Annotated in this window: 27 protein-coding genes and 1 other RNA gene; 14 read left to right on the plus strand and 14 right to left on the minus strand. The window is 55.0% G+C overall.

What is annotated here, in order from left to right:
* Positions 1-140 precede the first annotated feature (140 nt).
* On the plus strand, positions 141-1,202 hold the full coding sequence (gene cobD / locus TH5_RS07335; RefSeq protein ID WP_114121298.1) for a threonine-phosphate decarboxylase CobD: 1,062 nt from the start codon (positions 141-143) through the stop codon (positions 1,200-1,202).
* Positions 1,203-1,207: 5 nt separating this feature from the next.
* Here the strand turns inward: cobD and TH5_RS07340 are convergent, their stop codons facing one another.
* Positions 1,208-2,800 (minus strand): sigma-54-dependent transcriptional regulator, encoded by a 1,593-nt coding sequence (locus TH5_RS07340; RefSeq protein WP_114121346.1) that lies wholly within the window; start codon positions 2,798-2,800, stop codon positions 1,208-1,210.
* 170 nt (positions 2,801-2,970) lie between these two features.
* Between TH5_RS07340 and TH5_RS07345 the strand changes: the two genes are divergently transcribed.
* Together TH5_RS07345 and TH5_RS07350 are read left to right on the plus strand one after the other, a co-directional pair.
* Positions 2,971-3,276 (plus strand): STAS domain-containing protein, encoded by a 306-nt coding sequence (locus TH5_RS07345; RefSeq protein WP_114121299.1) that lies wholly within the window; start codon positions 2,971-2,973, stop codon positions 3,274-3,276.
* 3 nt (positions 3,277-3,279) lie between these two features.
* Complete coding sequence (locus TH5_RS07350) at positions 3,280-5,343, plus strand: SpoIIE family protein phosphatase (RefSeq protein ID WP_114121300.1); 2,064 nt, start codon at positions 3,280-3,282, stop codon at positions 5,341-5,343.
* Between the two features lie 20 nt (positions 5,344-5,363).
* On the opposite strand, the gene TH5_RS07355 is transcribed toward TH5_RS07350, so the two are convergent.
* The 4 genes from TH5_RS07355 to TH5_RS07370 all read right to left on the minus strand — a co-directional run bounded on the left by TH5_RS07355 (position 5,364) and on the right by TH5_RS07370 (position 9,455).
* Positions 5,364-5,957 carry a tetratricopeptide repeat protein gene (locus TH5_RS07355; protein WP_114121301.1) on the minus strand — a complete coding sequence of 198 codons (594 nt, stop codon included), beginning with the start codon at positions 5,955-5,957 and terminating at the stop codon, positions 5,364-5,366.
* Positions 5,958-6,272: 315 nt separating this feature from the next.
* Positions 6,273-8,273: a putative bifunctional diguanylate cyclase/phosphodiesterase gene (locus TH5_RS07360; protein ID WP_244204847.1), complete on the minus strand. Its 2,001-nt coding sequence runs from the start codon at positions 8,271-8,273 to the stop codon at positions 6,273-6,275.
* 110 nt (positions 8,274-8,383) lie between these two features.
* Positions 8,384-8,767: a TfoX/Sxy family protein gene (locus tag TH5_RS07365; protein ID WP_114121302.1), complete on the minus strand. Its 384-nt coding sequence runs from the start codon at positions 8,765-8,767 to the stop codon at positions 8,384-8,386.
* Positions 8,751-9,455: a helix-turn-helix transcriptional regulator gene (locus TH5_RS07370; protein WP_007090760.1), complete on the minus strand. Its 705-nt coding sequence runs from the start codon at positions 9,453-9,455 to the stop codon at positions 8,751-8,753. Before TH5_RS07370 ends, TH5_RS07365 begins: the two co-directional genes overlap by 17 nt.
* Before the next feature lie 125 nt (positions 9,456-9,580).
* On the opposite strand from TH5_RS07370, the gene TH5_RS07375 reads away from it, so the two are divergent.
* The 3 genes from TH5_RS07375 to TH5_RS07385 are packed head-to-tail and all read left to right on the plus strand — an operon-like array spanning position 9,581 to position 10,959.
* A complete protein-coding gene (locus tag TH5_RS07375) occupies positions 9,581-10,018 on the plus strand; it encodes a VOC family protein (RefSeq protein WP_114121303.1) in 438 nt (145 codons plus the stop codon).
* 57 nt (positions 10,019-10,075) lie between these two features.
* Positions 10,076-10,483: a VOC family protein gene (locus TH5_RS07380; RefSeq protein WP_208638414.1), complete on the plus strand. Its 408-nt coding sequence runs from the start codon at positions 10,076-10,078 to the stop codon at positions 10,481-10,483.
* A complete protein-coding gene (locus TH5_RS07385; protein WP_114121304.1) occupies positions 10,480-10,959 on the plus strand; it encodes a YybH family protein in 480 nt (159 codons plus the stop codon). The genes TH5_RS07380 and TH5_RS07385 overlap by 4 nt, the downstream gene beginning before the upstream one ends.
* Positions 10,960-10,994: 35 nt before the next feature.
* Here the strand turns inward: TH5_RS07385 and TH5_RS07390 are convergent, their stop codons facing one another.
* Positions 10,995-11,618 (minus strand): alpha/beta family hydrolase, encoded by a 624-nt coding sequence (locus tag TH5_RS07390; RefSeq protein ID WP_114121305.1) that lies wholly within the window; start codon positions 11,616-11,618, stop codon positions 10,995-10,997.
* A 228-nt stretch (positions 11,619-11,846) separates the two neighbouring features.
* Between TH5_RS07390 and TH5_RS07395 the strand changes: the two genes are divergently transcribed.
* Positions 11,847-12,428, plus strand: a complete 582-nt coding sequence (locus TH5_RS07395) for a hydrolase (RefSeq protein WP_114121306.1) — start codon at positions 11,847-11,849, stop codon at positions 12,426-12,428.
* Between the two features lie 112 nt (positions 12,429-12,540).
* The gene (locus TH5_RS07400) at positions 12,541-13,599 is read left to right on the plus strand and encodes an AbrB family transcriptional regulator (protein ID WP_114121307.1); all 1,059 of its coding nucleotides are present in this window, start codon (positions 12,541-12,543) and stop codon (positions 13,597-13,599) included.
* A 3-nt stretch (positions 13,600-13,602) separates the two neighbouring features.
* Here the strand turns inward: TH5_RS07400 and TH5_RS07405 are convergent, their stop codons facing one another.
* The 5 genes from TH5_RS07405 to ssrA form a co-directional block, all read right to left on the minus strand.
* Positions 13,603-15,036 carry a methyl-accepting chemotaxis protein gene (locus tag TH5_RS07405; RefSeq protein ID WP_167443483.1) on the minus strand — a complete coding sequence of 478 codons (1,434 nt, stop codon included), beginning with the start codon at positions 15,034-15,036 and terminating at the stop codon, positions 13,603-13,605.
* A 266-nt stretch (positions 15,037-15,302) separates the two neighbouring features.
* A complete protein-coding gene (locus TH5_RS07410; RefSeq protein WP_114121309.1) occupies positions 15,303-16,223 on the minus strand; it encodes a DMT family transporter in 921 nt (306 codons plus the stop codon).
* Between the two features lie 164 nt (positions 16,224-16,387).
* Positions 16,388-18,004: a fumarate hydratase gene (locus TH5_RS07415; RefSeq protein ID WP_007090752.1), complete on the minus strand. Its 1,617-nt coding sequence runs from the start codon at positions 18,002-18,004 to the stop codon at positions 16,388-16,390.
* A gap of 183 nt (positions 18,005-18,187) precedes the next feature.
* Positions 18,188-18,730: an SspB family protein gene (locus TH5_RS07420; RefSeq protein WP_114121310.1), complete on the minus strand. Its 543-nt coding sequence runs from the start codon at positions 18,728-18,730 to the stop codon at positions 18,188-18,190.
* A gap of 137 nt (positions 18,731-18,867) precedes the next feature.
* Positions 18,868-19,245, minus strand: a transfer-messenger RNA (tmRNA) gene (ssrA, locus tag TH5_RS07425).
* A gap of 163 nt (positions 19,246-19,408) precedes the next feature.
* On the opposite strand from ssrA, the gene TH5_RS07430 reads away from it, so the two are divergent.
* The 6 genes from TH5_RS07430 (at position 19,409) to TH5_RS07455 (ending at position 23,431) form a co-directional block, all read left to right on the plus strand.
* The gene (locus TH5_RS07430; protein ID WP_085641778.1) at positions 19,409-20,203 is read left to right on the plus strand and encodes a thymidylate synthase; all 795 of its coding nucleotides are present in this window, start codon (positions 19,409-19,411) and stop codon (positions 20,201-20,203) included.
* The gene (locus TH5_RS07435) at positions 20,203-20,742 is read left to right on the plus strand and encodes a dihydrofolate reductase (protein WP_114121311.1); all 540 of its coding nucleotides are present in this window, start codon (positions 20,203-20,205) and stop codon (positions 20,740-20,742) included. The genes TH5_RS07430 and TH5_RS07435 overlap by 1 nt, the downstream gene beginning before the upstream one ends.
* A gap of 125 nt (positions 20,743-20,867) precedes the next feature.
* The gene (mscL, locus tag TH5_RS07440; protein ID WP_062952646.1) at positions 20,868-21,299 is read left to right on the plus strand and encodes a large conductance mechanosensitive channel protein MscL; all 432 of its coding nucleotides are present in this window, start codon (positions 20,868-20,870) and stop codon (positions 21,297-21,299) included.
* 145 nt (positions 21,300-21,444) lie between these two features.
* Positions 21,445-22,026 carry a TetR/AcrR family transcriptional regulator gene (locus tag TH5_RS07445; protein WP_062952647.1) on the plus strand — a complete coding sequence of 194 codons (582 nt, stop codon included), beginning with the start codon at positions 21,445-21,447 and terminating at the stop codon, positions 22,024-22,026.
* A gap of 109 nt (positions 22,027-22,135) precedes the next feature.
* Positions 22,136-22,759 carry a class I SAM-dependent methyltransferase gene (locus TH5_RS07450; protein ID WP_114121312.1) on the plus strand — a complete coding sequence of 208 codons (624 nt, stop codon included), beginning with the start codon at positions 22,136-22,138 and terminating at the stop codon, positions 22,757-22,759.
* A 114-nt stretch (positions 22,760-22,873) separates the two neighbouring features.
* On the plus strand, positions 22,874-23,431 hold the full coding sequence (locus tag TH5_RS07455) for a peroxiredoxin-like family protein (protein ID WP_114121313.1): 558 nt from the start codon (positions 22,874-22,876) through the stop codon (positions 23,429-23,431).
* A gap of 127 nt (positions 23,432-23,558) precedes the next feature.
* On the opposite strand, the gene TH5_RS07460 is transcribed toward TH5_RS07455, so the two are convergent.
* From TH5_RS07460 to cyoC, 3 genes are all read right to left on the minus strand, one after another.
* The gene (locus tag TH5_RS07460; RefSeq protein WP_097050814.1) at positions 23,559-24,329 is read right to left on the minus strand and encodes an SURF1 family protein; all 771 of its coding nucleotides are present in this window, start codon (positions 24,327-24,329) and stop codon (positions 23,559-23,561) included.
* Positions 24,330-24,414: 85 nt separating this feature from the next.
* Positions 24,415-24,807, minus strand: a complete 393-nt coding sequence (locus TH5_RS07465) for a cytochrome o ubiquinol oxidase subunit IV (protein ID WP_062952651.1) — start codon at positions 24,805-24,807, stop codon at positions 24,415-24,417.
* Complete coding sequence (gene cyoC, locus TH5_RS07470) at positions 24,804-25,424, minus strand: cytochrome o ubiquinol oxidase subunit III (RefSeq protein ID WP_062952652.1); 621 nt, start codon at positions 25,422-25,424, stop codon at positions 24,804-24,806. The genes TH5_RS07465 and cyoC overlap by 4 nt, the downstream gene beginning before the upstream one ends.
* Between the last annotated feature and the right edge of the window lie 5 nt (positions 25,425-25,429).

A 25,429-nucleotide genomic window follows, 5' to 3' on the forward strand; every position in this document is an offset into this window, starting at 1 on the left:
ATCCAAAGCAGGTTTTCGCGGACGATACGAAGTCGCCTGCCCCCGCGCAAGTCCGACTTGCGCGCGAACCTGTCACGCGTTACGCAGATAGCATTCTATTTTATTGTTCTGCATCGCCATTTCCGGCCAAAGGCACATAAATGACCCTGCAATCCCCATCACATGGTGGCGCCATCGACAAGGCAGCCGAGAAATATGGTATTGCACCGCAGGAATGGCTTGATCTGTCAACAGGTATCAATGCCACCTCGTGGCCAATATCGTCTTTTGATCCCATCCACTGGCAACGCCTGCCACTGGCAAGCGAATTGATTGCATTAAAGCAGGCCGCCGCCGACTATTACGGCATTTCAGATATCAACCATATTGTTTGCGCCCCCGGAACACAGGCGTTGATCCAGACCATTCCCTTCTGGTTTGCAGATCAGGGCAAACGCGCAACAGCCCATATCATTGGCCCGACATATGACGAACATGCCTTGGGCTGGAGACGCGCCGGGCTCAAGACGGAAACCGTCATGACAACACCGGAAAACCGCAAGACCGCAATTGCAGATATTCTGGGATCACCGGGCGGCAGAGATGACATTGTCATTCTGGTTAATCCGAACAATCCCGACGGCGGCCTGATTGACCAAGTCACGCTGACCGAACTCGCCCGAATGGCGACAGAAAACGGCAAATGGCTTCTGATTGACGAGGCCTTTATGGATTGCAGTCCGGAACACAGCATCTGTCCAAAGTGCCATGAACTCGACCACCTGATTGTTTTGCGTTCGTTTGGCAAGTTTTTCGGTCTTGCAGGTCTGCGACTGGGATGTGCCGTCATGCGTCCCGGTCTGGCAGCGGATTTGACTGACCGGATAGGCCCATGGGCAATCGCGGGCCCCGCACTTGCCATCGCATGCACAGCATTTGGCGACCGGGCATGGCAATCCGGTATGCGCAATCAGCTGTGTGACGATGCAAAACGCCTTGATGCCCTGATTGACGCACATTCAGATCTGGCTTTGGTTGGTGGAACGTCACTATTCCGGCTTTATCACGGCAAAAACGCCACAGGTCTTGCCAACCATCTGGGAACACAGGGTATTCTGGTACGATTATTTGATGATGATGCGGGCCGCATCCGTTTTGGCCTGCCCGGTCCGGAAAAGGATTGGCAACGATTGGAACGGGCTCTCGCAGTTTTCAGAAACTAGACGGCCTATTTCGCCTCGTTTTCTTCCCAGGCCTGCTTTTTGCGATAAATGGTCGACGGGCTGACGCCAAGCGCATCCGCTGCACGCGGGATTGATCCGCCGCATCGCGCAATCGCTTCTTCTATCGCCTGCTTTTCCACCAGCCAAAGCGGTTTGATTCCGGCATAACGGCTATCCATCGGCAACCCGGCGGGCATCGATGCCATCGCGAACCGGCCATCCGCGCCAATCATGGCCGGAGCCGTATCCATATGATGCGCTTCTGTATCATCGCGCAGGTTGCGCGCACCGGCCAAGAAGGCCAACGCGTCCGGATCACCTTCCCAAAATCGACCGGCGTCCTCCAATCCGTTTGACACAACCGGATGGGGCGGCGGTGCTTCGATGGATCCCGACCCAAAACGTTCTTCGTCAGTGCCGCTGTTAACCGGGCGGGGCACCATCGACATGGTGACTTCGGTGCCATTATTCAGCACCACAATGTTGCGGATGATGTTCTGAAGCTGACGGATGTTACCCGGCCAAGCATAACGCGCAAACAGGGCGGCCACGTCCGGGCTGAACCGTTGAAAATCACGCCCTTCTTCACGGGTGAAGCGTTGCAGATAGAAATTGGCGATCTGCAGGATATCATCATCGCGATCACGTAATGGCGGCATGTGAAGCGGAATCACATGAAGACGATAATACAAATCTTCGCGGAAACGTCCGGCACGTACTTCTTCAAGCGGATCGCGGTTTGTTGCACACACAAACCTTACATCAACGCTTTCAATCGAACTGCCACCGACTTTCTGGAATGTCCCGGTCTGGATGAAGCGCAGAAGCTTGGTCTGCAGATCAAGATCCATTTCGCAAATTTCATCAAGAAACAGCGTTCCGCCAGCGGCCCTATGGGCAGCCCCTTCGCGATCAATCACGGCACCGGTAAACGCGCCTTTGACATGACCGAAAATCTCGCTTTCCATCAAATCCTTGGGGATCGCGCCGCAGTTCAGCGGAATGAACGGTTCGTTGACGCGCTCGGACCGACGATGAATTGCTTCGGCGGCAAGTTCCTTGCCGGTGCCTGACTCTCCGGTAATGAAAACCGTTGCCCGGCTGGGGGCAGCGTTTTCAATGATGCGATAAATATCATGCATCGTGTCCGATCCGCCAATGATGTCAAAATACATCTCGTCGGTGATATTTTCGCCGTCCGTTTTTTTTCCGGCATCATTGGTCGCTGTCCGGCCTTCAAGCGCATCACTGACCGTGACACGAAGTTTGTCGGCAGTGAAAGGCTTCAGAAGAAAGTCCCACGCCCCGTCGCGCATCGCCTCGACTGCGATATTGACCGAACCGTGTGCTGTGATCACAACCACCTTGCATTCCGGTGCGGCCTGATGGGCAGCACGCAGAACTTCCCGACCATCCATATCGGGCAGAATCAGGTCAAGGACCAGAACGTCTGGTGGATCACTGCGCAGCCTTTTGATTGCATCGCGACCGTTGACGACATGCTCGACCTTGCGACCATCCGCACGCAAATAGTCCTGATACACCCGCGCGAGCGACAAGGTGTCTTCAACAACAACAATGCGTGCCTGATCTGGCATTTTGTGGTTCGCATCCCGATCTAACCATCTATCGGCAACCATACCGATAGTGACATTACATGCACAACTGCTAACCTGTAGTCAGCTGATTCGTTATCCCATACAAATCAGCTTTTGGTTAAAAAAGGCATAGTTTCAGTAACATTGCTCGCATCCGGGAGTATCACGGCTTGAATTACACCACCGAAAAATCCGGCAACACGATCAAGGTCGAACTGAATGGCCGATTTACATTTGGGGACCATTCCAGTTTTCGCAAACTGATCGAAGAAATCCGCAGTCAGGAAGCCGAAACACAAATCCTTGACCTTTCGGGCGTCGAGTTCATCGACTCAGCCGGGCTTGGCATGTTGCTGCTTGCCCGTGACGAAGGTGAAAAGTCGCGTGCGACGGTCGTTCTCAAAGGCGCGCAGGGACAGGTCAAACGCATGCTCGAAGTTGCCCGCTTCGACACCCTGTTCAAGCTGGAAGACTGATACATGCCTGCAACCGGCGAGGCCCATCCACGCCCCCTTGTTGCTGTTGCCGAACCGCTTGACCAAACCCGTGCGGCGCAGGTTCTTTGCGGGCGGCACATTTTTGGTGATGGCGCAGGCGCGCATGCGGAACTTTTCTTTGGCCGAAGCCCCGAAGATTTTGAACACCGCAACCGGTATCAGTTATGCCTGATACCGTCCGAAACCGGTCGAGAATGGCTTGGCGCGCTGGTGCGCCTGAACTGCAATTATTTTGTCGAATGCTATGACGGGTTTGATCTGGGTGATCTGGGGCCGTTACGAACCGCCAAGCGGGGTGCGAACTGGGATCTTTTGGTCTGTATGTCGACGCAAAGTGCCTATCAACTGCCGATGGCACGCAAATTCGTGACAGCCCTTCGCCATCGCGGCATCATTCACGATACCATCGCGCCGACGGTCGAAATGGCCGTGCAGGAAGCGTTTGCAAATTCGATGATCCACGGCAATCTGGAAATGAATACGACCGGCCATCTGTCGATGGACCGCTTCAACGAACTGGGCGAGGAAACGGCGCGCCGCTTGGCATCCCCGATCCATGGTGGCCGCGCGATCATGCTGACGGCGAAAAAGCGGCGCAATGGCAATGTCGAAATTTCGATACATGATCAGGGCAGCGGCTTTGTCCCGCCCGATGAGACCCCGGTTCCAAAATTACCCGGTGCGGAATCCACCTTTGGCCGTGGTCTGCCATTGATCCGAAGCCTTTGCCACGATGTCACCTTTGATCGTGGCGGGCGGACAATCCGGCTGACTTTTGCCCCCGATGCATCGGCAGCCCTGCCGCTCAATACCAATTTTGTCGCAGGTCTGGAGGCCGCCGAACAGGCCGCCGGTCAAGGTGATCTTCGGAACCCGCGTGATGCGACGATCCTGATCGCCGATGACACCATGATATCGCGTGAAATCATCGCGTCCTATTTGCGCTCGGACGGGTTTACAAATCTGGTTTTCGCAAAGGACGGCGAAGACGCGCTGGAACAGGCACACAGACACAATCCCGACCTGATCATCCTTGATATCATCATGCCCAAAATGGATGGCTACGAAGTATGCAAGGCATTACGTGCCAATCCGCTATTTGCCGAAATCCCGATCATCGCACAGACCGCGCTTGAAGAAAACGAAGGCCGGACCCGGATTTTCGAAGATGGTGCAACCGACCTTATTCTTAAACCGCTCAACAAGGCGGAAATGATCGCACGCACGCGCATCCATCTTGAAAATCGCCTGCTTGTCAAACAGCTGCAGGCCTATCAGGAACGAACCCAGTCCGAACTGGAAATGGCCCGCGACATGCAGGAAATGCTGATTCCCAAGGCGGAACAGTATCGTGGTATCGGTCTTGATTATGGCATGACCATCAGCGCCAGCTTCCAGATGTCATCCGAACTTGGCGGTGATATGTGGGGACTGGCCCCGATTGATGACGACAGACTTGGTGTTTACATCGTTGACTTCGCTGGTCACGGCCTTGGTGCAGCGCTGAATACGTTTCGCCTTCATTCCCTGATCTGGTCAGATGACAGGCATGACGATGATCCGGGCGCGTATCTGGAATCCCTCAACCGCCACCTCAAGGGGCTGCTGCCGGTTGGGCAATATGCGACCATGCTTTATGGCATTATAAACCGTACTGCCGAAACATTCCGCTATGCCAGTGCGGCTTGTACGTCACCGGTTCTTGGCAATGTCAAAACCGGCTCGACCACGTTTCTTGATGGCTCTGGCGTTCCGCTTGGCGTTATTCGCGATGCCAGATATGAAACGCGTGAAACCGCCTTTGGTATTGATAACTTCCTGCTGCTATACAGCGATGCCCTGATTGAAACCGTGCTTGATGACGGTGCGCTGCTTGAAGGTGAACGCCTGCTGCATCTGGTGCAGGATATTATCTCGGAAACCGGCGGCATGCCGGATCTGGCATCCCACCTTGCCGATCAGTTCATGGACCGCGCACCGGTCAAACTGCATGACGACTTTACCGTGGTGTCATTGCAACCCAACCGGCAAAACAGTTCGGTCTGAGGACAAAACACGGAAAATCGTTAATTCAGGAACCACGGCTGTGGCGGGGAAAGTTCCTGTGCAGGCATATAATCCTGCAAATCCCAGACGCGCGCAGTATCAACGGACACCTTCCAGGTCGCAGATTTGTCTTCCTGGATACGGTTGGTGATTACCGAGCGGATTAACGCAGCCAGTCCCTTTCGGGCACCGGCATGGTCCGGATCAGCTGACAATACCGCCCCCAGTTGATTGAAGGCGCGCATCTTGTCGCGGCATCCGACAAGATCGGCGGCGACAACACGCAATTCACGGGCATCCGGCCGCAGGCTGATTGCGATTTCAAGATGTTCGAGCGCAGTTTCACGCGCCCCGTTCTGCAAATAGGTCCGGGTCAGTCCCAGATGGGTTGCCGGATCAAGGTCATCCAGCAAGAGGGCCCGTCCAAACGCATCAAGTGCAAGACTGCCAAGCCCCATATCCAGCAGAACATGCCCCATTACCCGCAATCTGGCGGGTTGATCAGGCAGGGTATCAATCAGATTGCGAAGACGGGTGCGAATTTCAGGCGCGAGATCGATGCCGTCACTTATCGCCGCTGCCAATCCGGCTGAAATATGCGTCTGGCCTGACATCTGTCCGAAGCCCCGTTCCCGTCTGAGATGACGAATCGTAACGACTCGCCAGAATCCTTGCAATAGCCAATAAAAACAACGAGTCGTTTCAATTGCTTAGATCGGCGACAAACTCGGTATCCGACATATTCCGGTTCGCGACGCGGGCAAAAGACCGCCACATGCCACTTCGGATGACCAGAAGAATACCTTGATTGGGTTGCGGGAAGATTAACCGGGAAACTGACATCAATAGGGCAAAGACGCGGCCGGTTTTGCCCTATTTCTGCTTGAACCTACCTATCGACTGAAATGGTGCATGCCGTGCCTGTCTGCTTAGCGGATGACAGTCGACGTTACGGCGAGATTGCGGCTTGCCATATTTAGCAAGGCATCCCAATCCAGTTCCGCCGATGGGCGGGCAAAGAAAAACCCCTGCGCAAGATGCCCGCCAAGACGCAGAACTTCATCACGCTGTTCGGGGGTTTCCACGCCTTCGATCACACAATCTGCGCCAAGATTTTCGCACATATCAATCACGGTTTTAACAATCCGCTGGCTGCGTTCACTGGTCACAATTGGCTCGATAAAGCTGCGATCAATCTTCAGGCAGTCAAATTCCAGTTCATGAACATAGCGTAGGCTGGAATACCCGATCCCGAAATCATCCAATGCAACCTTTGCACCGTGCCGGCGCAAATAGCGAATGCTGGCACGGGCCGAAACGAAATCGCGCAGCAGTGCCGTTTCGGTCACCTCGAAGGTCAAACGACCGGCATCAATCCCAAAGAACTTTATCTGGTCGATAAGCCAGTGTGCCATATCCGGCAAAACAATATCGCGAGCCGAAAGATTGAAAGAAAGCGGCACGTCCCGAGGCCAGCCGCTCATGGATTTCAGGGCTTTCTGGAACAGGATCGTCGATAATGTCCCGACCAGCCCGGTCTTCTCGGCCACGGGGAAAAACATTTCCGGTGAAACCCGACCCATTTCTCCATTATCCCACCTTGCGAGCACCTCGATCGAATGCAAACTGCCGCTGCGCAAATCAAAAACCGGCTGGTAATGAATTGATAATTCACTTTCCAGATCGGCCTTGCGCAGGGCCTGTTCGATCTGGCTGTCATGGCGGATAAGGGTTTCATGATGGGCCGCAAAAAGCACCGGATGGCCGGGCATGTTTTTCTTGGCGTAATAAAGCGCGAAATCGGCACGCTCGAACAGGGCGTTGGGTTTACGCGCCACCGCCGGGTAGGTCGCAAAACCAAGCGATGCGGAAAGCTGCACCGTTCCCCCGCCAACCTCGAACGGATCATTAAGCGTTCCGCAAAGTTCCCGCCCGATACGGATCAGTTCCGCGGCATCCGTAATATCGTCAAGGATCACACCGAATTCATCCCCACCCAGTCGCGCCAACAAGACATCCGGTCCCAGAATGTCGCGTAAGCGGGCGCTGGCTTTGACCAGCACATCATCGCCAGCCGGATGGCCATGCACATCATTGACCGGCTTGAATCCGTCCAGATCAATCATCGCAACCGCAAAACGCCCGCCGTTCTTTGCGCGTGCTACCGCTTCGTCAAGATGGGAAAAGAATGCGCGGCGGTTGGAAAGACCGGTCAAGGCATCACGAAAGGCCAGTTCACGGTTCTGGTTGGAAAGCTCGATGGTTTTGGTGTGCTGCTTTTCCAGATCGATTTGCGATTCCACCAGTCCGGAAAACGCCGCGTAGTAGCTTCGGATGATCTGGACAATCATCAAGGATACCATCGCCATATTGGCTGCAATCGCGACATAGACCTCGTTCCCGGTCGTTCCGAAATGCAGGATGAAAGAGCCCAGAACAATGATGACCACCAAAAGAGCGGCGGGCGGAAAATGCAACAGGCAGAAAATACAACCGACCACGGTGATCGAGATAAAATAGGCGACATGCCCCTGCTGATAAGGATCGCCATAGCCAAACATCTTGATCGCCCAGGCGGTGAAAACAATGCTGATAACTGCGGCCAGAACACGGATACGCCGCAGATGTATGACCGAACTGGCAAAATCATTTGCCGTATCACGCAAGCGCATCCATGCAAGCCCGCGGATCAAACAGACAATCCCCAGAACCGCTGGAATATAAACCGTCATCCAGTCGGGTGCAGTTCCGTAATGCGTGAAAGCCAGCGCGACCGCGTTGGCAAAAAGCAGGATGTAAAGTAACGGGATTTGACGGGAGAGGGCCTTGACCTGCGCGCGAACCAGTTCGGGTTGATCTTCCCGAACGCGGAACGTCCCGACAATGCTCCGGCACAAATCCTTTAACGCCACACCGATGCGCTTTCCCAAAGGTTTTCTTACTACAGGAAAATCTTATACGAAAATCCGCGGCAAATGCAGCCCTTTCAATGCGACCTCAAACAATCGGATGATTTTGTCCCTGATCTCCCTGAAAACTTTTACCCATTACTGCCGGTTTTCGATTTTTTGCGCTTGGCTTTGGCCACCTTTTCCGCTGCCGCACGATGCGCAGCACCAAGTGCCATATGGGCAAATTCCATCAATTGATCAGGCTCGTCCAGCCAGTCACCCGGAACCTCGAAATAAGACAGTGTCATCGGGCGACCTGATGGCACACAAAAGGGTGCCATACCTTGCGCATCGTAGGCCCCGGCAGTTTGTTCATCGCCTTTCAGATACAGCACATCGTCATCAATGATCGCAAAAAATACCCCATCGCAATAAAGCCCGAATGCACCAAACATCCGGTTCGGGCGGATGTTTCCCTGTGGGGATAACAATTCGCTTACCATCTGGACAAATTCGTTATCGGCCGATGCCATTGAGGATTTCCCCCTCGACGCCTTCGGAAATCAGGTAGTCACGCAATGTCCGCCCCGGTGTTGGTCGGAAATGATCTGCGGTGATCTGCATGTTCTTGATCCGGTCTGCACGGAAAACGCGGAAGGCCTGGCGAAGTTCGCACCAGCTTGCCAACAGCCAGATGGTGCCAAAAAACAGCATCCCCAACGGCCAGACCCGCCGGTTGGTGTCATCCCCCTTGGCATCGGTATAATCAATGTTGATCAGGTGCCGTTCACGGATGGCACGCCGCAAATCAGGCATCGAAATCGCAATCGGGGCCTGTGCGATTTCGGCAATCGCAATCGGCACCCCGCCAATTAGGCCACGCATTTTTTCCGGCAAGACCGCCTCGATCTTTGTCAGTGCATCACCCGCGGCACGCGCCATTTGCGGATCGGTCCAGCTTTGAACCATGCGGGCGGCCACCACCAGTGCCTCGATCTCGTCAGCGTCAAACATCAGTGGCGGCAGGTCATAACCATCGCGCAGGATATACCCCACCCCTGCCTCGCCCTCGACCGGAACACCGGACGCGGCAAGATCGCGGATATCGCGGTAAATCGTGCGTTCGGAAACTTCCAGTTCCTCGGCAAGTTCGCGCGCCCGGCACAGTTTGCGACGGCGTAAAATCTGCACAAGACGGAAAAGTCGGTCGGCCCTTCTCATGTTCGCTCCTTTCTCAGCATGACCGAGAATTTATCATAACGCTCCTGACAGGCTCCTGTCAGGAGGCATGTGCAAACATGACAATTATCGGGAACAGGGTTTCAACATTCGTCAGGAGTAAATCAATGAGAGTTACTAGCGCCTTTCCGATTATCGTCACCGAAAAGCTGGCAGAAAGCCGGACTTTTTACGAAGAACTCGGCTTCGTCGCGGTCTTTGCCGGGGATTGGTATATCCAACTCGTCTGGCCTGACTGCATGGAGGTCCAGGTTGGATTAATGAAGCCTGACCATCCAACACAACCACCCCTGTTCCATGGCAGGACGCTGGGGGATGGCAGCATCTTTGGCATCAGCGTCGAGGACGCCAAAACTGCCGCCGATGAACTCCTCGCCAAGGGTTTCGAATTTGCGCTCGAACTGCGCGACGAACCATGGGGCCAGCGTCATTTCACCCTGCTTGACCCCAATGGGGTAAGGATCGATATCGCCAGTCAGGACGCCGAAATGAGTGATGAATATGCCAAGGATTTCCTGATGCCGGTCGAAAACATCCCGGCCTGATCCCCTTCGCGTCACCAGTATTCGTGCTCACCATAACCAAATTCTGGAACCAAACACATGATCCTTGATCACGTTTCGCTCCCCGTGTCGGATTTTGAAAAATCAAAGGCCTTCTATGTCGCTGCCCTTGCCCCTCTAGGTGTATCGATCCAATACGAAGAAGGTGTAGATGCCACCGGCACAACGCCCTTTGTCGGATTTGGCAATGAAGCCGGACCGGCATTCTGGCTCGGCGGTCATATGAAAGCCGACCAGCATATGTCCCATGTCGCCTTCAAGGCAAAAGACCGCCCCACGGTCGATGCCTTTTATGCTGCTGCATTGGCCGCAGGCGGAATCGATAACGGAGCACCCGGCATCCGGGGGCATTACGGTGAACATTACTATGCTGCTTTCATCCTTGATCCGGATGGCATCAATATCGAGGCCGTTTGCCACCTTCCACCCGATGCAGGCGCGTCATGAAGAAAAAGGTATTCCTGCCAACCCTGATGTTCTTTTTGCTGCCGGGTTTCAATAGCCCGGCGCAATCCGCCGACCCCGAGCATGTCATCAACACGGACGAAAAGCAGGTTCTTGATACCGTTCTGTCAATGACACGGGCATTCGAGAACCGCGATATCGAAGGCGTTCTGTCGCATTACGACCATGATGCGGTTATTGCCTTTACCCCCGGTACCGCCACAAGCGGAGCCGGGGAAATCCGCGAACAGTTCCTTCAGTTTTTTGCTATCAATCCGGCCTTTGATTACGGCGGGCACAAGGTGTTCGTCACCGATGATACCGCCCTTCACATAGCACCATGGACGATGCAGGGAACGGCACCGGATGGAATTCAAATCAATGAGAAGGGCCTTTCGGTTTCTGTCCTGAAACGAATGAACGGCAATGTATGGCGGATTATTGTCGATGATCCCTATGGGGGGTTACTGGCACAATAACCCCAGATTTTTAAGGGATGACGTCATAAACCACGTCATCCTGTTCCTTTGACAAAGTCATCCATCGCGCTTGCCGCTGCGGCAATATTGGCTGCCTGTGTGTGGCCGGATTTCTTGCGCGCATCAAAATCATGATCACCGTCGGGAACCCAGTGCAGGGATACCGCATCCGAAAGACCATAACCCGCCACCTCGTCCGGGCTGCCAAACGGGTCACGCGTTCCGTGACAGATCAGGGTAGGTGTTTTCATTTTCTGTAAATGCGCAGTCCGCAGGTTTTCAGGCTTCCCCGGTGGATGAAACGGATAACCAAGGCAGACGACACCACGCACACCAAGGTCATCTGCGACCATACTGGCGATCCGCCTGCCCATTGATTTGCCACCAATCACAAGTTTTTCGGGCGTACCAAGCTGTGCCACAACCTGCTGATAAGTTTCGATCAGAACCGGGGCCCGATCCGGTCCGCGCTCTCGCCCGTCCACCCGGCGTTTCGCCATATAGGGGAATTCAAACCGCGCAACGCGATAACCACATGCCGCCAGACCGGCCGCCATTTCATTCATGAACGGGCTATCCATTGCGGCTCCCGCCCCATGCGCCAGCAAAATGGTCTGCTTGGCATCATCAGGCCCGTCAAAGATAAAATCGATGGTCATGACAATCGGGTTTCCCTGTTCCTGTGGCGATCAAAAACATAAGCCATCGCGATTGATCGGGCCAAGTCCCAATCCCCTGCCTGCCCGCTGTTTCCCCGCTATTCATCCGAAAAACTCGCCATATCAGGATGTTTCGGTTTATCATGATCCTTCCCCAAAGCAGTGCGCCAGGCTCAAACGGCGTCGCCATCCGCCCCGATCCTATACCTTGCCCCAATCAGGTGCCCCATGCCCAAAGACCAAATCCTGCTGGATCCGGCGCGTACCGCCCTTGTCATGATCGACCTGCAGAATGGCATTCTGGCCCAGCCCCTGCATCCGCGAAGCGGTGATGTGGTGCTTGAAAATGCCCGCAATCTGATCGCCAAATTCCGTTCGGCCAACGCCCCCATCGTTCTGGTCCGCGTTTACTGGTCTTCTGACATGGCCGATGCCCCGCACCAGATGGTCGATCTGCCATCCGTCCCGGCGAAATGCCCGCCCGAAGATTGGGGCACCCTTGTGGATGACTTGATACAACCCGGCGATATTGTCATTACCAAACATCAATGGGGCGCGTTTTACGGCACCGATCTTGATCTGCAGCTTCGCCGTCGCGGGATTGACACCATCGCCCTTGGCGGTGTTGTCACCAATTTCGGCGTGGAATCCACCGCCCGGTCGGCGTGGGAACATGGCTATAACATCTTGATTGCCGAGGATACCACCGCCACCAAATCGGTTGAAATGCACCAGTTTTCAATCACCGAAATCCTGCCGCGCATCGCTCGCATCCGCCAATCAACCGAACTGACCTTTAGCACCCAATAACCTTGTCGCCCCAAACAAAGGCTTTCCCGTGCCAGATACCTCGCCCCATGCGCCCCACGCACCCAAGCCCCCCAAACCCAACTCGCCCCCTGATCGGGAAAAGCTCGGCAAAATGCCATATCTTCTGCAATGGGGATTGCTGATTGGTGTTTCGCTTGTGCTGTCCGTGATCCTGCATGACGCGGATATCCCGGCGGCCCTTTTGCTCGGCCCGATGATTATCGGTATTGTCATGGGTACAAATGGTGCCACCATCGCCATGCCAAAACCGATCTATCTTGGCGCACAATCGGTACTTGGCTGCATGGTCGGCGGATCGATGACCGCCGGGATCATCACATCTTTCATGCATGACTGGCCGCTGGTTCTGGGTGTTACCGCACTGACCCTGATCGCCAGCAGCTTTCTGGGCTGGGTTCTTTGCATCAAACAGGTCCTGCCGGGGACGGCAGGCATCTGGGGATCATCACCGGGTGCCGCATCCGCCATGGTCATCATGGCCGAGGCCTTTGGCGCCGACGCCAGGCTTGTGGCCTTCATGCAATATGTCCGGGTGGTGATTGTGGTTGCCGTGGCATCAAGTGTTGCCAATTTCTGGGTCGATCCGGCATTGGCGGCGGCCCATCCGCATCAATGGTTTAGCCCGTTTGATATTGGCGATTTTGGTATCACAGTGGCAATCGCCGTCATCCTGTGCATTGTCGGGGCAAAGTCACGTTTGCCATCGGGGCCGCTTCTGGTGCCGATGATCGTCGTCATGGTGTTAAGCATCACCGGTATGGTCGATATCGTCCTGCCAGAATGGTTTCTTGGTCTGACCTATGCCGTGATCGGCTGGATGATCGGGTTGAAGTTCACGCCTGCGGTTTTACGCCACGCGGCGTACGCTCTGCCGAAAATCCTGATTTCGATTTTCGTTCTGATCGGTTTTTGTGCCGGGATATCGGTTTTGCTGGTGATTTTCATGGATGTTGATCCACTGACCGCTTATCTCGCCACCAGCCCCGGCGGGCTTGACTCGGTCGCCATCATCGCGGCCAGCACCAATGTCGACCTGTCCTTCATTCTGGTGCTACAGGCAACGCGCTTTTTCATGGTGCTGCTGTTTGGTCCGCCATTGGCACGCATGGTGGCAAAGCGCACATCGAAATTCCCCGACAGGATAGTCTAACCCTCACATCGCAAGGATCTGACCGACAAAGCCCTCCACCCGGTGGCTGAGTTCCGATCCTTGCGTTTCAAGGTTCCGCGCCGCATCGGAGAGTTCGCCTGCGACCTGCCCGTTATGGGAAATTGCCTCTGCAATATCGGAGACACTGGCACCAACCACACGCGCCTGTTTCAACGCATCAAGCGCATCCCCTGCAACGGTGCGGCAAATTTCAACCTGCCCACTGGTTTGATCCGCGGTGATTTCGGCACGCGCCTGCAAGTCGCCCATCGCATCGGAAATCCGGTCGATATCCCCACCGGCCTTAGAAATCGCCCCGGTGACACCATCCATCCATTGGGCGATTTCGGCGGTTGCCGCTTCGGATTGCCCCGCCAGCGCCTTGACCTCCTTGGCAACGATGGCAAAGCCCTTCCCGGCTTCGCCAACACGTGCCGCCTCGATCGAAGCATTCAGCCCCAGCAATTTGATCTGGCTGGCGATGGCCGAAATCGTCGCCAGCATCTTGCCCGCATCGTCTGCACGCACCTGCAATTTGGCAAATTCATCGCGCATGTCACGTGCCTGCGCCCCCAATGCACGGGTGGTTTCCACATTCGTCCCCGCATCATCGCCAATCGTGGTCAACGCCGCCTGAAGCGCATCCATCTGCCCGGCGACATTTTCAATCCGGGAAAGGGCGGTATGGGCCGCCTGATCAATCCCCTTGCCACATGCATCCGTCCGACGGTTGCTTTCGCCCAGCACATCAAGCGCACTGCGCATCTGGCTGACCGCGGCACCCAGCATCCCGACCGTACCCTGCACCTGACTTTCAAAATCCGATGCCAGTTTTTCGCGCACGGCCAGTACCGCATCACGTTCGAGCACGCGTGCGACCTGCCCGCCAACAAAGCCAAGCAGTTCAAGCATCTCGTCATCAAGACGGGCGATATCACGACTGAAAAATTCGATGACGGCCACCACTTTACCGGCCATTTTGACCGGCAGCGCGAAACAGCCCTGCAACCCGTTCCGGGCAGCCCCGCTGACGCGCAGGAAGCCGTCCTTAGTCACAACGTTTTCGATGCAGACAGGTTCCCCCGTCTTTGCAACCGACCCGATCAGGCCCTGCCCGATGGTGAAAACCGTGGCCTCTGACTGCGCACGAAAATCAGTCAGATCAGTTGGCGAAACACCCCGCCCGATCGACCAGATTTTGGCCGAGGACAATGTATCGTCTTCGCGAAGCAGATAGGCATGCCCGACTGGCCAGCGGCAATAATCGCAAACCGCGTCAAGGATACCAGCAATCGCCGCCTCCCTTTGCCGTGCTTCATCAGCAATAGTGCCAACCGTGCGCAACAGGCGTAAAATATCGCCAAGCCCGGCCTCGCAGCCCTGTTTTGAACGGCTGTCTTCATCGGGGGAAACGGAACGCATAAAACCGGCAAACATTGAACTTCTCCGAGGCATGGGACATCTGAAATCGACCCGGCATAACGCCATCTGGTCGCGCGATTGTCTTGCAAGCCTCGTTGCCTGCCGATTGTTCGTGACTGCGCCTTTGCAATCACGGATATGATGCTAACGTCATTTTGCACCTGCGAAAAGAATTTTCTGTATGCATAGGCAGAACTGCGCATCCCAAAGAAAAAAGCACCGGCAGCGGGCTGAATGATCCCGCCACCGGTGCCTTAAAACATGTGTTTGGTAGCAGGTGACTAACGCCAGACCTTGCGGAAAACACCCGATGCGACCATCACGCCGAAAATCACCAGTGCAACCGCAATCGCCAGCGCAAGATTGCCTTCCTCGCCAAGCAGGAACACACCACCCAATGCGGTCAATGCCGGGGTCATCGCGCCAAAGGCCGATGCCCCCGTCGATCCGATATGACGCACCGCAAGCCCATAGGTCACCACCGCAACGCATCCCGCCAGCAGGCCCTGTGTGACCAGCAGCAACAGCACGTCATCCATCGGCGCATCGAGGATGTGTGTGCCAGTAAACAGGGCCACCACCGCCATGATCACAAACGACCAAAACCCGACAAATGCCGCCGCTTCCAGCGCGCCAAGGCCGCTTTGGCGCATGGCATGGGTATAGCACGCCCACATAAATGCCCCGGCCGACACAAGTCCATACCCGTAAAGGATCGTACTGCCCGCCGAATGGCCGGGTTTAAGCACCGCCAACAGGACGATACCGGTAATTACCGTGGCATAACCCGTTAACCTGACCCAGCCCGGCCGTTCGCCAAACATTACAACCGCGATCAAAACCGCCCAGACCGCCATCACACCGGGCAGCAAAATGCCCACATGGCTAGCCGGAACATATTGCAGGGCACTGGCCACCAGAAGCGTATAAAACGCGCCTGATCCCACCAGCATGATCAGGCCATTGGCAATCGAGAGCCCCTTGGGCCAGATCCCGCGTTTAAGCCAGATCGGAGCCAGCAGCACAAACGGCACGACAAAGCGCAAAAGCCCGATATCGACCGCGGTAAAATCGGATGTCATGGCATAGCGCGTGACAATAAGCCACGCCGCCCAGATCGTCACCGTCGCCAGGGCCGATGTCACACCGACCAGACGGCTTTCTGTTGCACTGTTCATTGCAACAGCAGAAGTTCGAGACATATCAGCATTCCCGCTAAAGGGTTGATTTTGCGAAAATCAGACCACGCAGCCCCAATCAAGGCAAGAATTTTGACCGTGGGTCAGCTATGCATAACCCGCCGCAAACAAAAACAGGGCAGCACGGATTACCCGCACTGCCCTGTTTCAAATCAGTAATACCGAAATCAGATGCCAAATTCGGCAAAGAAGTCATTGCCCTTGTCATCGATCACGATGAAGGCCGGGAAATCTTCGACCTCGATCTTCCAGACGGCTTCCATGCCCAGTTCCGGGTATTCAAGGACTTCGACTTTCTTGATGCAATCCTGCGCAAGGCGCGCTGCCGGACCACCGATGGAACCAAGATAGAACCCGCCGTGGTTTTTGCAGGCGTCTTTCACCTGTTTCGAACGGTTGCCCTTTGCCAGCATGACAAACGAACCGCCGGCAGCCTGGAACTGTTCGACATAGGCATCCATACGTCCCGCCGTGGTCGGACCGAACGAACCGGACGGCATGCCTTCGGGCGTTTTGGCCGGGCCCGCATAATAGACCGGATGGTTTTTCATGTAATCGGGCATGCCTTCACCAGCATCAAGGCGTTCCTTGATTTTGGCATGCGCAATATCGCGCGCGACAATCACGGTGCCGGTCAGTGCCAGACGCGTCTTGACCGAATACCCCGAAAGCTGTTTGCGGATTTCGTCCATCGGACGGTTCAGGTCAACCTTGACCACATTGTCATCAAGATGTTCGTCCGACACTTCCGGAAGATATTTTGCCGGGTTGTGTTCAAGGTCCTCGATGAAAATGCCGTCCTTGGTGATCTTGCCCAGAACCTGACGGTCGGCTGAGCAAGAAACGCCGATAGCCACCGGGCAGCTTGCCCCGTGGCGCGGCAGGCGGACCACACGCACATCATGGCAGAAATACTTGCCGCCGAACTGTGCGCCAATGCCCATTTCGCGCGTCATCTCAAGGACCTTCTGTTCCCATTCAAGATCACGATAGGCCTGACCATGCACACCGCCTTCGGTCGGCAGGTTATCGTAATAACGTGCCGATGCCATTTTAACGGTCTTAAGGGCCGCCTCGGCCGATGTTCCACCAATCACGATGGCAAGGTGATAGGGCGGGCAGGCAGAGGTACCCAGCGTTCTGATTTTCTCGTCCAGAAACTTGCGCAGGCTTTCGGGGTTCAGAAGCGCCTTGGTCTGCTGATACAGGAAGGTCTTGTTGGCCGAACCGCCGCCCTTTGCCATGAACATGAATTTGTATTCATTGCCCGGCGTCGCATACAGATCGATCTGGGCCGGAAGGTTCGAACCGGTGTTCTTTTCTTCGAACATATTAACCGGCGACACCTGCGAATAACGCAGGTTATGTTCCTGATAGGCACGCCAGATTCCCTTTGACAGCGCTTCTTCGTCCGCACCGTTGGTGATGACCTTGCCACCGCGCTTGCCCATGACAATCGCCGTACCGGTATCCTGGCACATTGGCAACACGCCGCCCGACGCGATATTGGCGTTCTTCAAAAGATCCATCGCAACGAATTTGTCGTTCGGCGTTGCTTCCGGATCATCAAGGATTTTGCGCAACTGTTCGAGATGGCCCGGGCGCAGCAAATGCGAGCAATCAAAAAACGCCTGAAGGGTCAGTTTTTCAATCGCTTCGGGTTCGACTTTCAAAAACGTCTCGCCATTGACCTCAACGGTTGAAACGCCTTCGTCACCGATTTTGCGGTAAGGGGTGGTGTCCTTACCCTGCTCGAACATGGGTTTATAGACAAAATCACTCATGGGATAAGTTCTCGTCTCTCTCAAAAACAAGGTGGGTTTGTTTTAATTTGTGCCGTTCATAACGCCAAACGCGGCAAATTTCCACGATACATTAGATGAACAGACTTCCGGCAATCGGCGGGAATCCGGACCGGACATGCGGGAAAGAAAAAAGGGCGAGCCAAATGCCCGCCCCTTTAAAACTCATTTTTTACGAAACGCATCAAGGGCGATGACTTCACCGCTTTCACCCTGTTCGGCGGGCTTTTTTTTGCCACGCTTGGCCGGTTCGGTCACCAGCTGCGGGGTTGCATCTTCATCGCCGTCAACCAGATCGGCGTCAAGATCGTCATCTTCGTCGTAATCGAAATCATCGTCGCCCATTTCTTCTTCGACACTGAAGGTCAGCATGAAATTGGCAGACGGATCGACAAAGGCCAGCATGGCATCAAACGGAACAACCACCGTGGTTGGCATGCCATCAAAGCTCATGCCGACCGAGAAATGATCGTCTTCCGCTTTCAGGTCCCAGAACCGATGCTGCAATACAACGGTGATATTGTCCGGATGCGCCTTGCGCTGTCCTTCAGGCAAAGCAACGCCGGGATGATTGGTCTGGAACGTGATGTAATAGTGATGCTCGCCGAAAAGGCCTTCTTCGGCCACGCGCGAAAGAATCTGCTTTACCACGCCGCGCAGCGCCTGATCGACCATAAGGTCGTAACGGAATTCTTCCGGTTCCTGCATCGATAATCCTGTGTCTGGCGGGTTTCCTGACGATTTCAGGATGCACCCGTCATTTATATATGGCACCTGATCGCGTCATTTGCAGATGACGCAATTGAATTGCTTCTATTCATAACGGAGACGGGGAGAAATACAAGAGCGGGGCGTTCTGTTGCTAGGTGCCCCATCCCCCCACCAGACTACCGCTCCCGGCAATCGGAATTTCGCTTTGGTGCTAGTACCGCTTAGGCGGCAACAGCAACCGGAGCATTGTTGTCGTTTGCGTTTACAAACATTAGCCCGATAACGGTGGTACCATGCCGAGCGCCAACAGAGGCTTTTACTACACACGTCGATCCTATTTCGGCCCCAACATCTTCGCCTGAGTCGGACGAAGTCAGATAGATGAAAGTTGGTGGAGCCGCCGGGTACCGCCCCCGGGTCCGTAATGTCTATTCTGCCAAGTCGTGTAACGCCATAGTCGGGTTGCCCCGACAGCCCCTATATAGGTCAAATGGGCCTGCTTTCGCAAGGGAATTGGCAAAAACTTTCACCGGGTCGAGCTTTAAGCCGACAAAGCGAACGAGCGACGCCCTGCCATACAGCCCCCAAGCCCTGATACCGTCACCGGGTGACTTGCCGCCCCATCCATTGCCAACTATGCTGCCCCAAACACGATTCCGAACAACAGGATGCGGCATGCAGCAATATCTCGATCTGATGCGTTTGGTGCGCGATACCGGCGCCCATAAGGAAGATCGCACCGGCACCGGCACGGTCTCGGTCTTTGGTCACCAGATGCGGTTTGACCTGTCAAAGGGCTTTCCGATGGTCACCACCAAAAAGCTGCATCTGAAATCGATCATCCATGAATTGCTGTGGTTTCTGGCGGGCGATACCAATGTCAAATATCTTCAGGACAATGGTGTGCGCATCTGGAACGAATGGGCCGATGAAAACGGCGAACTTGGCCCGGTTTACGGTGGTCAGTGGCGGTCATGGCGCGGGGCAAACGGCGAAACAATCGACCAGATCACCCAACTGATCGACCAGATCAAAAACAATCCCGACAGCCGTCGCCTGATCGTTTCGGCATGGAATGTGGCCGATGTGCCGAACATGGCGCTGCCGCCCTGCCACTGCCTTTTCCAGTTCTATGTCGCGGATGGCAAACTGTCCTGCCAGCTTTATCAGCGCAGTGCCGATATCTTTTTGGGTGTGCCGTTCAATATCGCGTCTTATGCCCTGCTGACCATGATGATCGCACAGGTCTGCGATCTTGGCGTTGGTGATTTCGTCCACACGCTGGGCGATGCCCATCTTTACACCAACCATCTTGAACAGGTCGAATTGCAGCTGTCGCGTGAACCGCGCCCATTGCCGACCATGAAAATCAATCCGGCGGTCAAATCGATCTTTGATTTCAAATATGACGATTTCGAACTGACCGGCTATGACCCGCATCCGCATATCGCGGGCAAGGTAGCCGTCTGATGCCAGCGAACAATAACGACCGGATCGAACGGGTTGCCGTGGTTGCCGCCGCCCAAAACGGTGCGATTGGCAAGGATGGCTGGATGCCCTGGCACCTGCCTGAAGACCTTAAACGGTTCAAGGCGCTTACCCTTGGCAAGCCGATGATCATGGGGCGTGTGACGTTCGAAGCGATTGGCAAACCGCTTCCCAAACGCACGACCATCGTCGTGACACGCGATAGCGAATGGACGTTTGATCATGAAAATGTCCGGGTCTGTCATGATATCGAAAGCGCCATTGCACTTGCCGATCAGATTGCGGCCATGGACAATGTTAACGAGGTCATCATTGCGGGCGGTGCACAGATCTACAAACTCGCCATGCCCTACACCACGCGATACGAGCTGACCGAAGTCCACGCCGACATTGATGGCGATGCGTTTCTTGATCCCCTACCTGCGGAGAAATGGCAGGAAACCGCGCGTGCCACCGTCAACAATCCCGATGGGCCGGATTACAGCTTTGTCACGTTGAACCGCATCCGGGTGACAGGTTGACCGGGTAACTTTCTCCAACCAAACAAAACAATTCCTGTTTTCGCATTTCAATTCTAAAATTTTTTGTCGGCAGGGCGTCAAACCACCTGTCCGATAAAACCAAGAATGAAAGAGGACAGGTAAACATGTTTGAAGAATTCAAGAAGTTTGCCCTGCGCGGCAATGTTGTCGATCTGGCGATCGGTGTGATCATCGGGGCGGCATTCGGGCGGATTGTCACATCCCTTGTTGGGGATGTCATCATGCCGGTGATCGGTTATGTTTTTGGCGGCCTTGATTTTTCGAACTATTTCATCGCCCTGTCGGATGCGGTAACCGCAACCAATTATGCCGACGCCAAGGCACAGGGTGCAGTGATAGGCTATGGTGCCTTTATCACGATTGCGCTTAACTTCGCGATCATTGCCTGGGTGTTGTTCCTCGTCGTCAAGGCGATCAACAAGGCCAAGAAAAAAGAAGACGAAAAGGCCGGTGAAACGCCACCGCCCGCAACGCCCGAGGATGTCGCCCTCCTGCGCGAAATCCGTGACCTGCTCGCAACGCGCAAGGAATCGTAATCGCCATTTGCGGACTCGGACATCAGGGATGCGCGCAATACCGGTTGTTTCTGACTTTGTCGGTTGATATTGCGCGCTCTCACGCCTATTTTTGTTTAAGTTTCAGAACATTCATTCCAGTTCCTGGAACAAGAAAGGATCATTGATGGCCCGCCCCCGCGCATTTGACGAAGAAAGCGTTCTTGATAACGCCATGAATATCTTCTGGAGCAAGGGCTTCGAGGCAACCTCCGTACAGGACCTTGTCGAGGAAACCGGGCTTAACCGTGCTTCCATGTATTCAAGCTTTGGCGACAAAAAGGCCCTGTTCCTGCGCGTTCTTGATCATTACAGCCAGAAGATCAGCACGAACCGGTTTGCCAAACTGCGCGAAATGGCCGATGGCCGCGAAGCGATCATCGCGACGTTTCGCGATGCCAGTCGCGTCGGATGCGGCGAAGGCCGCCACAAGGGATGCCTGATGGTCAATTCCGGCATGGAACTGGCCCCGCATGATCCCGAAACTGCCGCGATTGCACAGGCAGCATTCAGCCGGGTCGAAGATATGTTTGCCCGTGCGCTTCGTCGCGGCATGGAACATGACACAATTGCCCGGGACAAAAACATCCGTTCGTTATCCCGGTTTCTGGCGGGCTCCATTCAGGGGGTACATCTTATGGCGCGCCGCGGGGCGGACGAGGATACTCTGGCCGATTACGTCGATACCATCCTGTCCACCCTCGATTGATCGCCCCGATCTCGGAACAATGTCGGCCAGCTTCCAACGGGTGAATTCACATTCACCCGTTTTGCGTGTATATCCATCGCAGGTCACGCAACCATGTACGGGAAATGGCATGGACCAAGATACAAAATTCTGGGACAAGGCCGCTGCGAAATATGCCCGAAAGCCCGTCAGGAACCAGACGGCTTATGCCGAAACGCTGGACCGTACCCGTCAGTACCTGACACCGGATCAAGATGTTCTTGAAATCGGGTGCGGTACCGGTTCAACGGCCCTGTTGCTTGCCCCCTCGGTCGGACATATCACAGCAACCGACCTGTCCCCCGCCATGATCACCATTGCCCAGGACAAGCTCGCCGATGGAAACCATTCGAATGTCCGCTTTCAGGCCACCCGCCTGTCCGATGGCAATCTTGCCGGCCAGGTATTTGATGCGGTTCTGGCGTTTAATGTCCTGCATCTTGTCCGGGATATTCCCGCTGAAATCCGCGCCATTCATCGCTTGCTTAAACCCAGCGGGTTCTTCATTTCAAAAACCGGCTGTATTGGCGAAGCGGGTCGTTTTCTTGCCATTCTGATTGCCGTCATGCGCAAGCTTGGCTTTGCGCCATTTGTCAATTCCCTACGCTATGGCGAGCTTGACGCCATGATTGCCTGCGAGGGTTTCGAAATCATCGAAACCGGCCTTTATCCAGCGTCTGACCATGCCCGGTTTGTGGTTGCCCGCAAACTTTGATCGCAGACCAGCCTTCATCACAGTTCGGTGATAGGACGATTTGTTGATTGTTATTCCAGAATGATCATTCCATATTTATCCTCATTCAGCCAGATAACAGTCACGAGGAACGAAATGTCCGCGATTACACCCCTGATGCCCCGCCAGAAAGTCCCGTCCCTATCGGTCCCAATTGTTGGCGGCGGCACATGGTCGCTTGCCGATCAGACGCCGGAAAACTTCACCATGGTTGTATTCTATCGCGGTTTGCATTGCCCGATCTGCGGTAAATACCTTAAGGACCTTGATAACAAGCTGGCCGATTTCGCCAAGCGCGGTGTCAATGTGATTGTTCTGTCCTCGGACGCCGAAGACCGTGCGACCGAGGCCAAGCAGAAATGGGCGCTTGAAAATATCGATCTCGGTTATGGGCTTAGTCTTGAGAAAGCGCGCGAATGGGGCCTGTATATTTCGTCAAGTAACGGTGTGACCTCGTCCGGGTTCGAAGAACCGGCCCTGTTTTCCGAGCCGGGTCTGTTCCTTGTCCGGCCCGATGGCACGCTTTATTTTGGCACGGTGCAGACCATGCCGTTCGCCCGCCCATCCTTTGCCGAAATCCTTGGCGCGCTTGATTTCGTAATTGCCAAAAACTATCCGGCACGCGGCGAAATTGTTGATCATACCAATCCCTGATCACCTCAAAGCCACATGACAAAACAAAACAGGCCGGTTTCAGGGAAATGAAACCGGCCTGTTTTTCATTTCGGGATGTTCAACCTCGGCGGCCCTAGCTGGCATAGCCTCAGTACCGATTGCCCCCTTAATCCGTATCGCTATCGTCTTCCTTGCGCAGACGTGGTCGCAACACGATCCAGGCCGCCACCAGCGTCAGCGCCGCCATGCCAAACCACGTGATGGCATACATCAGATGATTGTTGGGGAAACTGATCCGCGTCAGGCCACCAACCGGCAGCTTGCCGGGATTGTTACTGCCATCGGCATCAATGAAATATGGTGCAACATCATCCGGGTTGAGGCCGCGTTTGGCCGCCATGGCGCGCACATCGCGTGAATACCAGCGATCTTCGTCGGGCACGTTGTCCCGGATAAAAGTACCACCCGGCTCATCCATCCGCAAAAGGCCGGTAACCCGCGTATCGCCCGAAACCGTGCCCTCGGCCCGGCTATCGGGTTCGCGGCGGTCTGTCGGAACAAAACCGCGATTGATCATGATGATCGTGCCATCGACCCGCTCAAACGGGGTCATCACCCAATATCCCGCACCATAATCGGTGGCGGCATAAACGTGGCTTTCAAGATCATTGCGGTAATGGCCCAGCAGGGTGACCTTGCGGTATTCGTCGCGTTCACGGGTGACATTTTCCCAGTCGGCCCGGTCCGGTGCGGTTAACGGATCGCCATGTACGCGGGCATCAACCCGTTCAATCAGATCCAGCTTCCACGCCCGGCGTTCAACCTGCCAGATGCCAAGTGCCGAAAAACCTGAAAACAGGATCGCGGCCAGAATGCAAACCACGATACGGGTTCTGGTCGACGGTCGTGTACCGGTGGACAATTGGGTATCAGCCATTGCGTTGGACCTTCAAAACATCATCGGAACGAAAAAGGGCGCGATACCGGTAAAAGTATCGCGCCCCCTATGACATAAGCCAAGCCTAGCCGAAGCTTCGGATCATTTCATGATCCATCTGCGGCATCATGTTGGTGTTCAGGTGATACATCACCCACAGCGAACCGGCGATGGCAATCGCCACGATCACAAGGGTAAAGATCAGCGCCAGCATGTTCCAGCCGCCTTCGGACTTGGTATTCATGTGCAGGAAGTAGACCATATGGACGACGATCTGCACGACACCAAGGCCCATGATCCAGGCCGCGGTTGCCACCTTGCTGTCCAGAACCCCGTCCATCACCAGCCAGAACGGGATGGCGGTCAGGATTACCGACAGGATGAAACCGATCAGATAGCTGTTGAAAGTGCCGTGGCTGGCACCGTCGCCATGATCGTGACCGTGATGGTCATCATGTGCATGAGAATGCGTGCTCATCCCAGAACTCCCAGCAGGTAAACAACGGAAAAGACGCCGATCCAGATCACGTCAAGGAAGTGCCAGAACAGCGAAAGGCACATCAGGCGACGCTTGTTTTCCGGAACCAGTCCGCGCTTGCCAACCTGAACCATCAGGGTGACCAGCCAGATGATCCCGAACGTCACGTGCAGGCCGTGGGTCGCAACCAGCGTATAGAACGACGACAGGAAGCCACTGCGCATCGGGGTGGCACCGATATGCCACAGGTGATGGAACTCATAAAGTTCCAGCCCGACGAAGGCGATACCGAACAGGCCGGTAATCGCCAGCCACATCTGGGTTCCCTTGATGCTGCCCTTTTCCATCGCCAGCATGGCAAAGCCATAGGTGATAGAGGAAAACAGCAGCATCGAGGTGTTGATCGCAACCAGTTCCAGATCGAAAAGATCCGCCGGTGAAGGCCCGGCCGCATAATTGCGGCCAAGCACGCCATGGGTTGCAAACAGGATCGCAAAGATGAGGCAGTCGCTCATCAGATAGAGCCAGAAGCCAAGCATCGTCCCGTTCTGCGGGTGATGCTCTTCCTTCAGGTAAAAGACCGGCGCTTCGGTCTGAGAGGCAGTTGTATTCGCCATTGTCA

This window comes from Thalassospira xianhensis MCCC 1A02616 (assembly GCF_003326475.1).
Lineage (GTDB): Bacteria > Pseudomonadota > Alphaproteobacteria > Rhodospirillales > Thalassospiraceae > Thalassospira > Thalassospira xianhensis.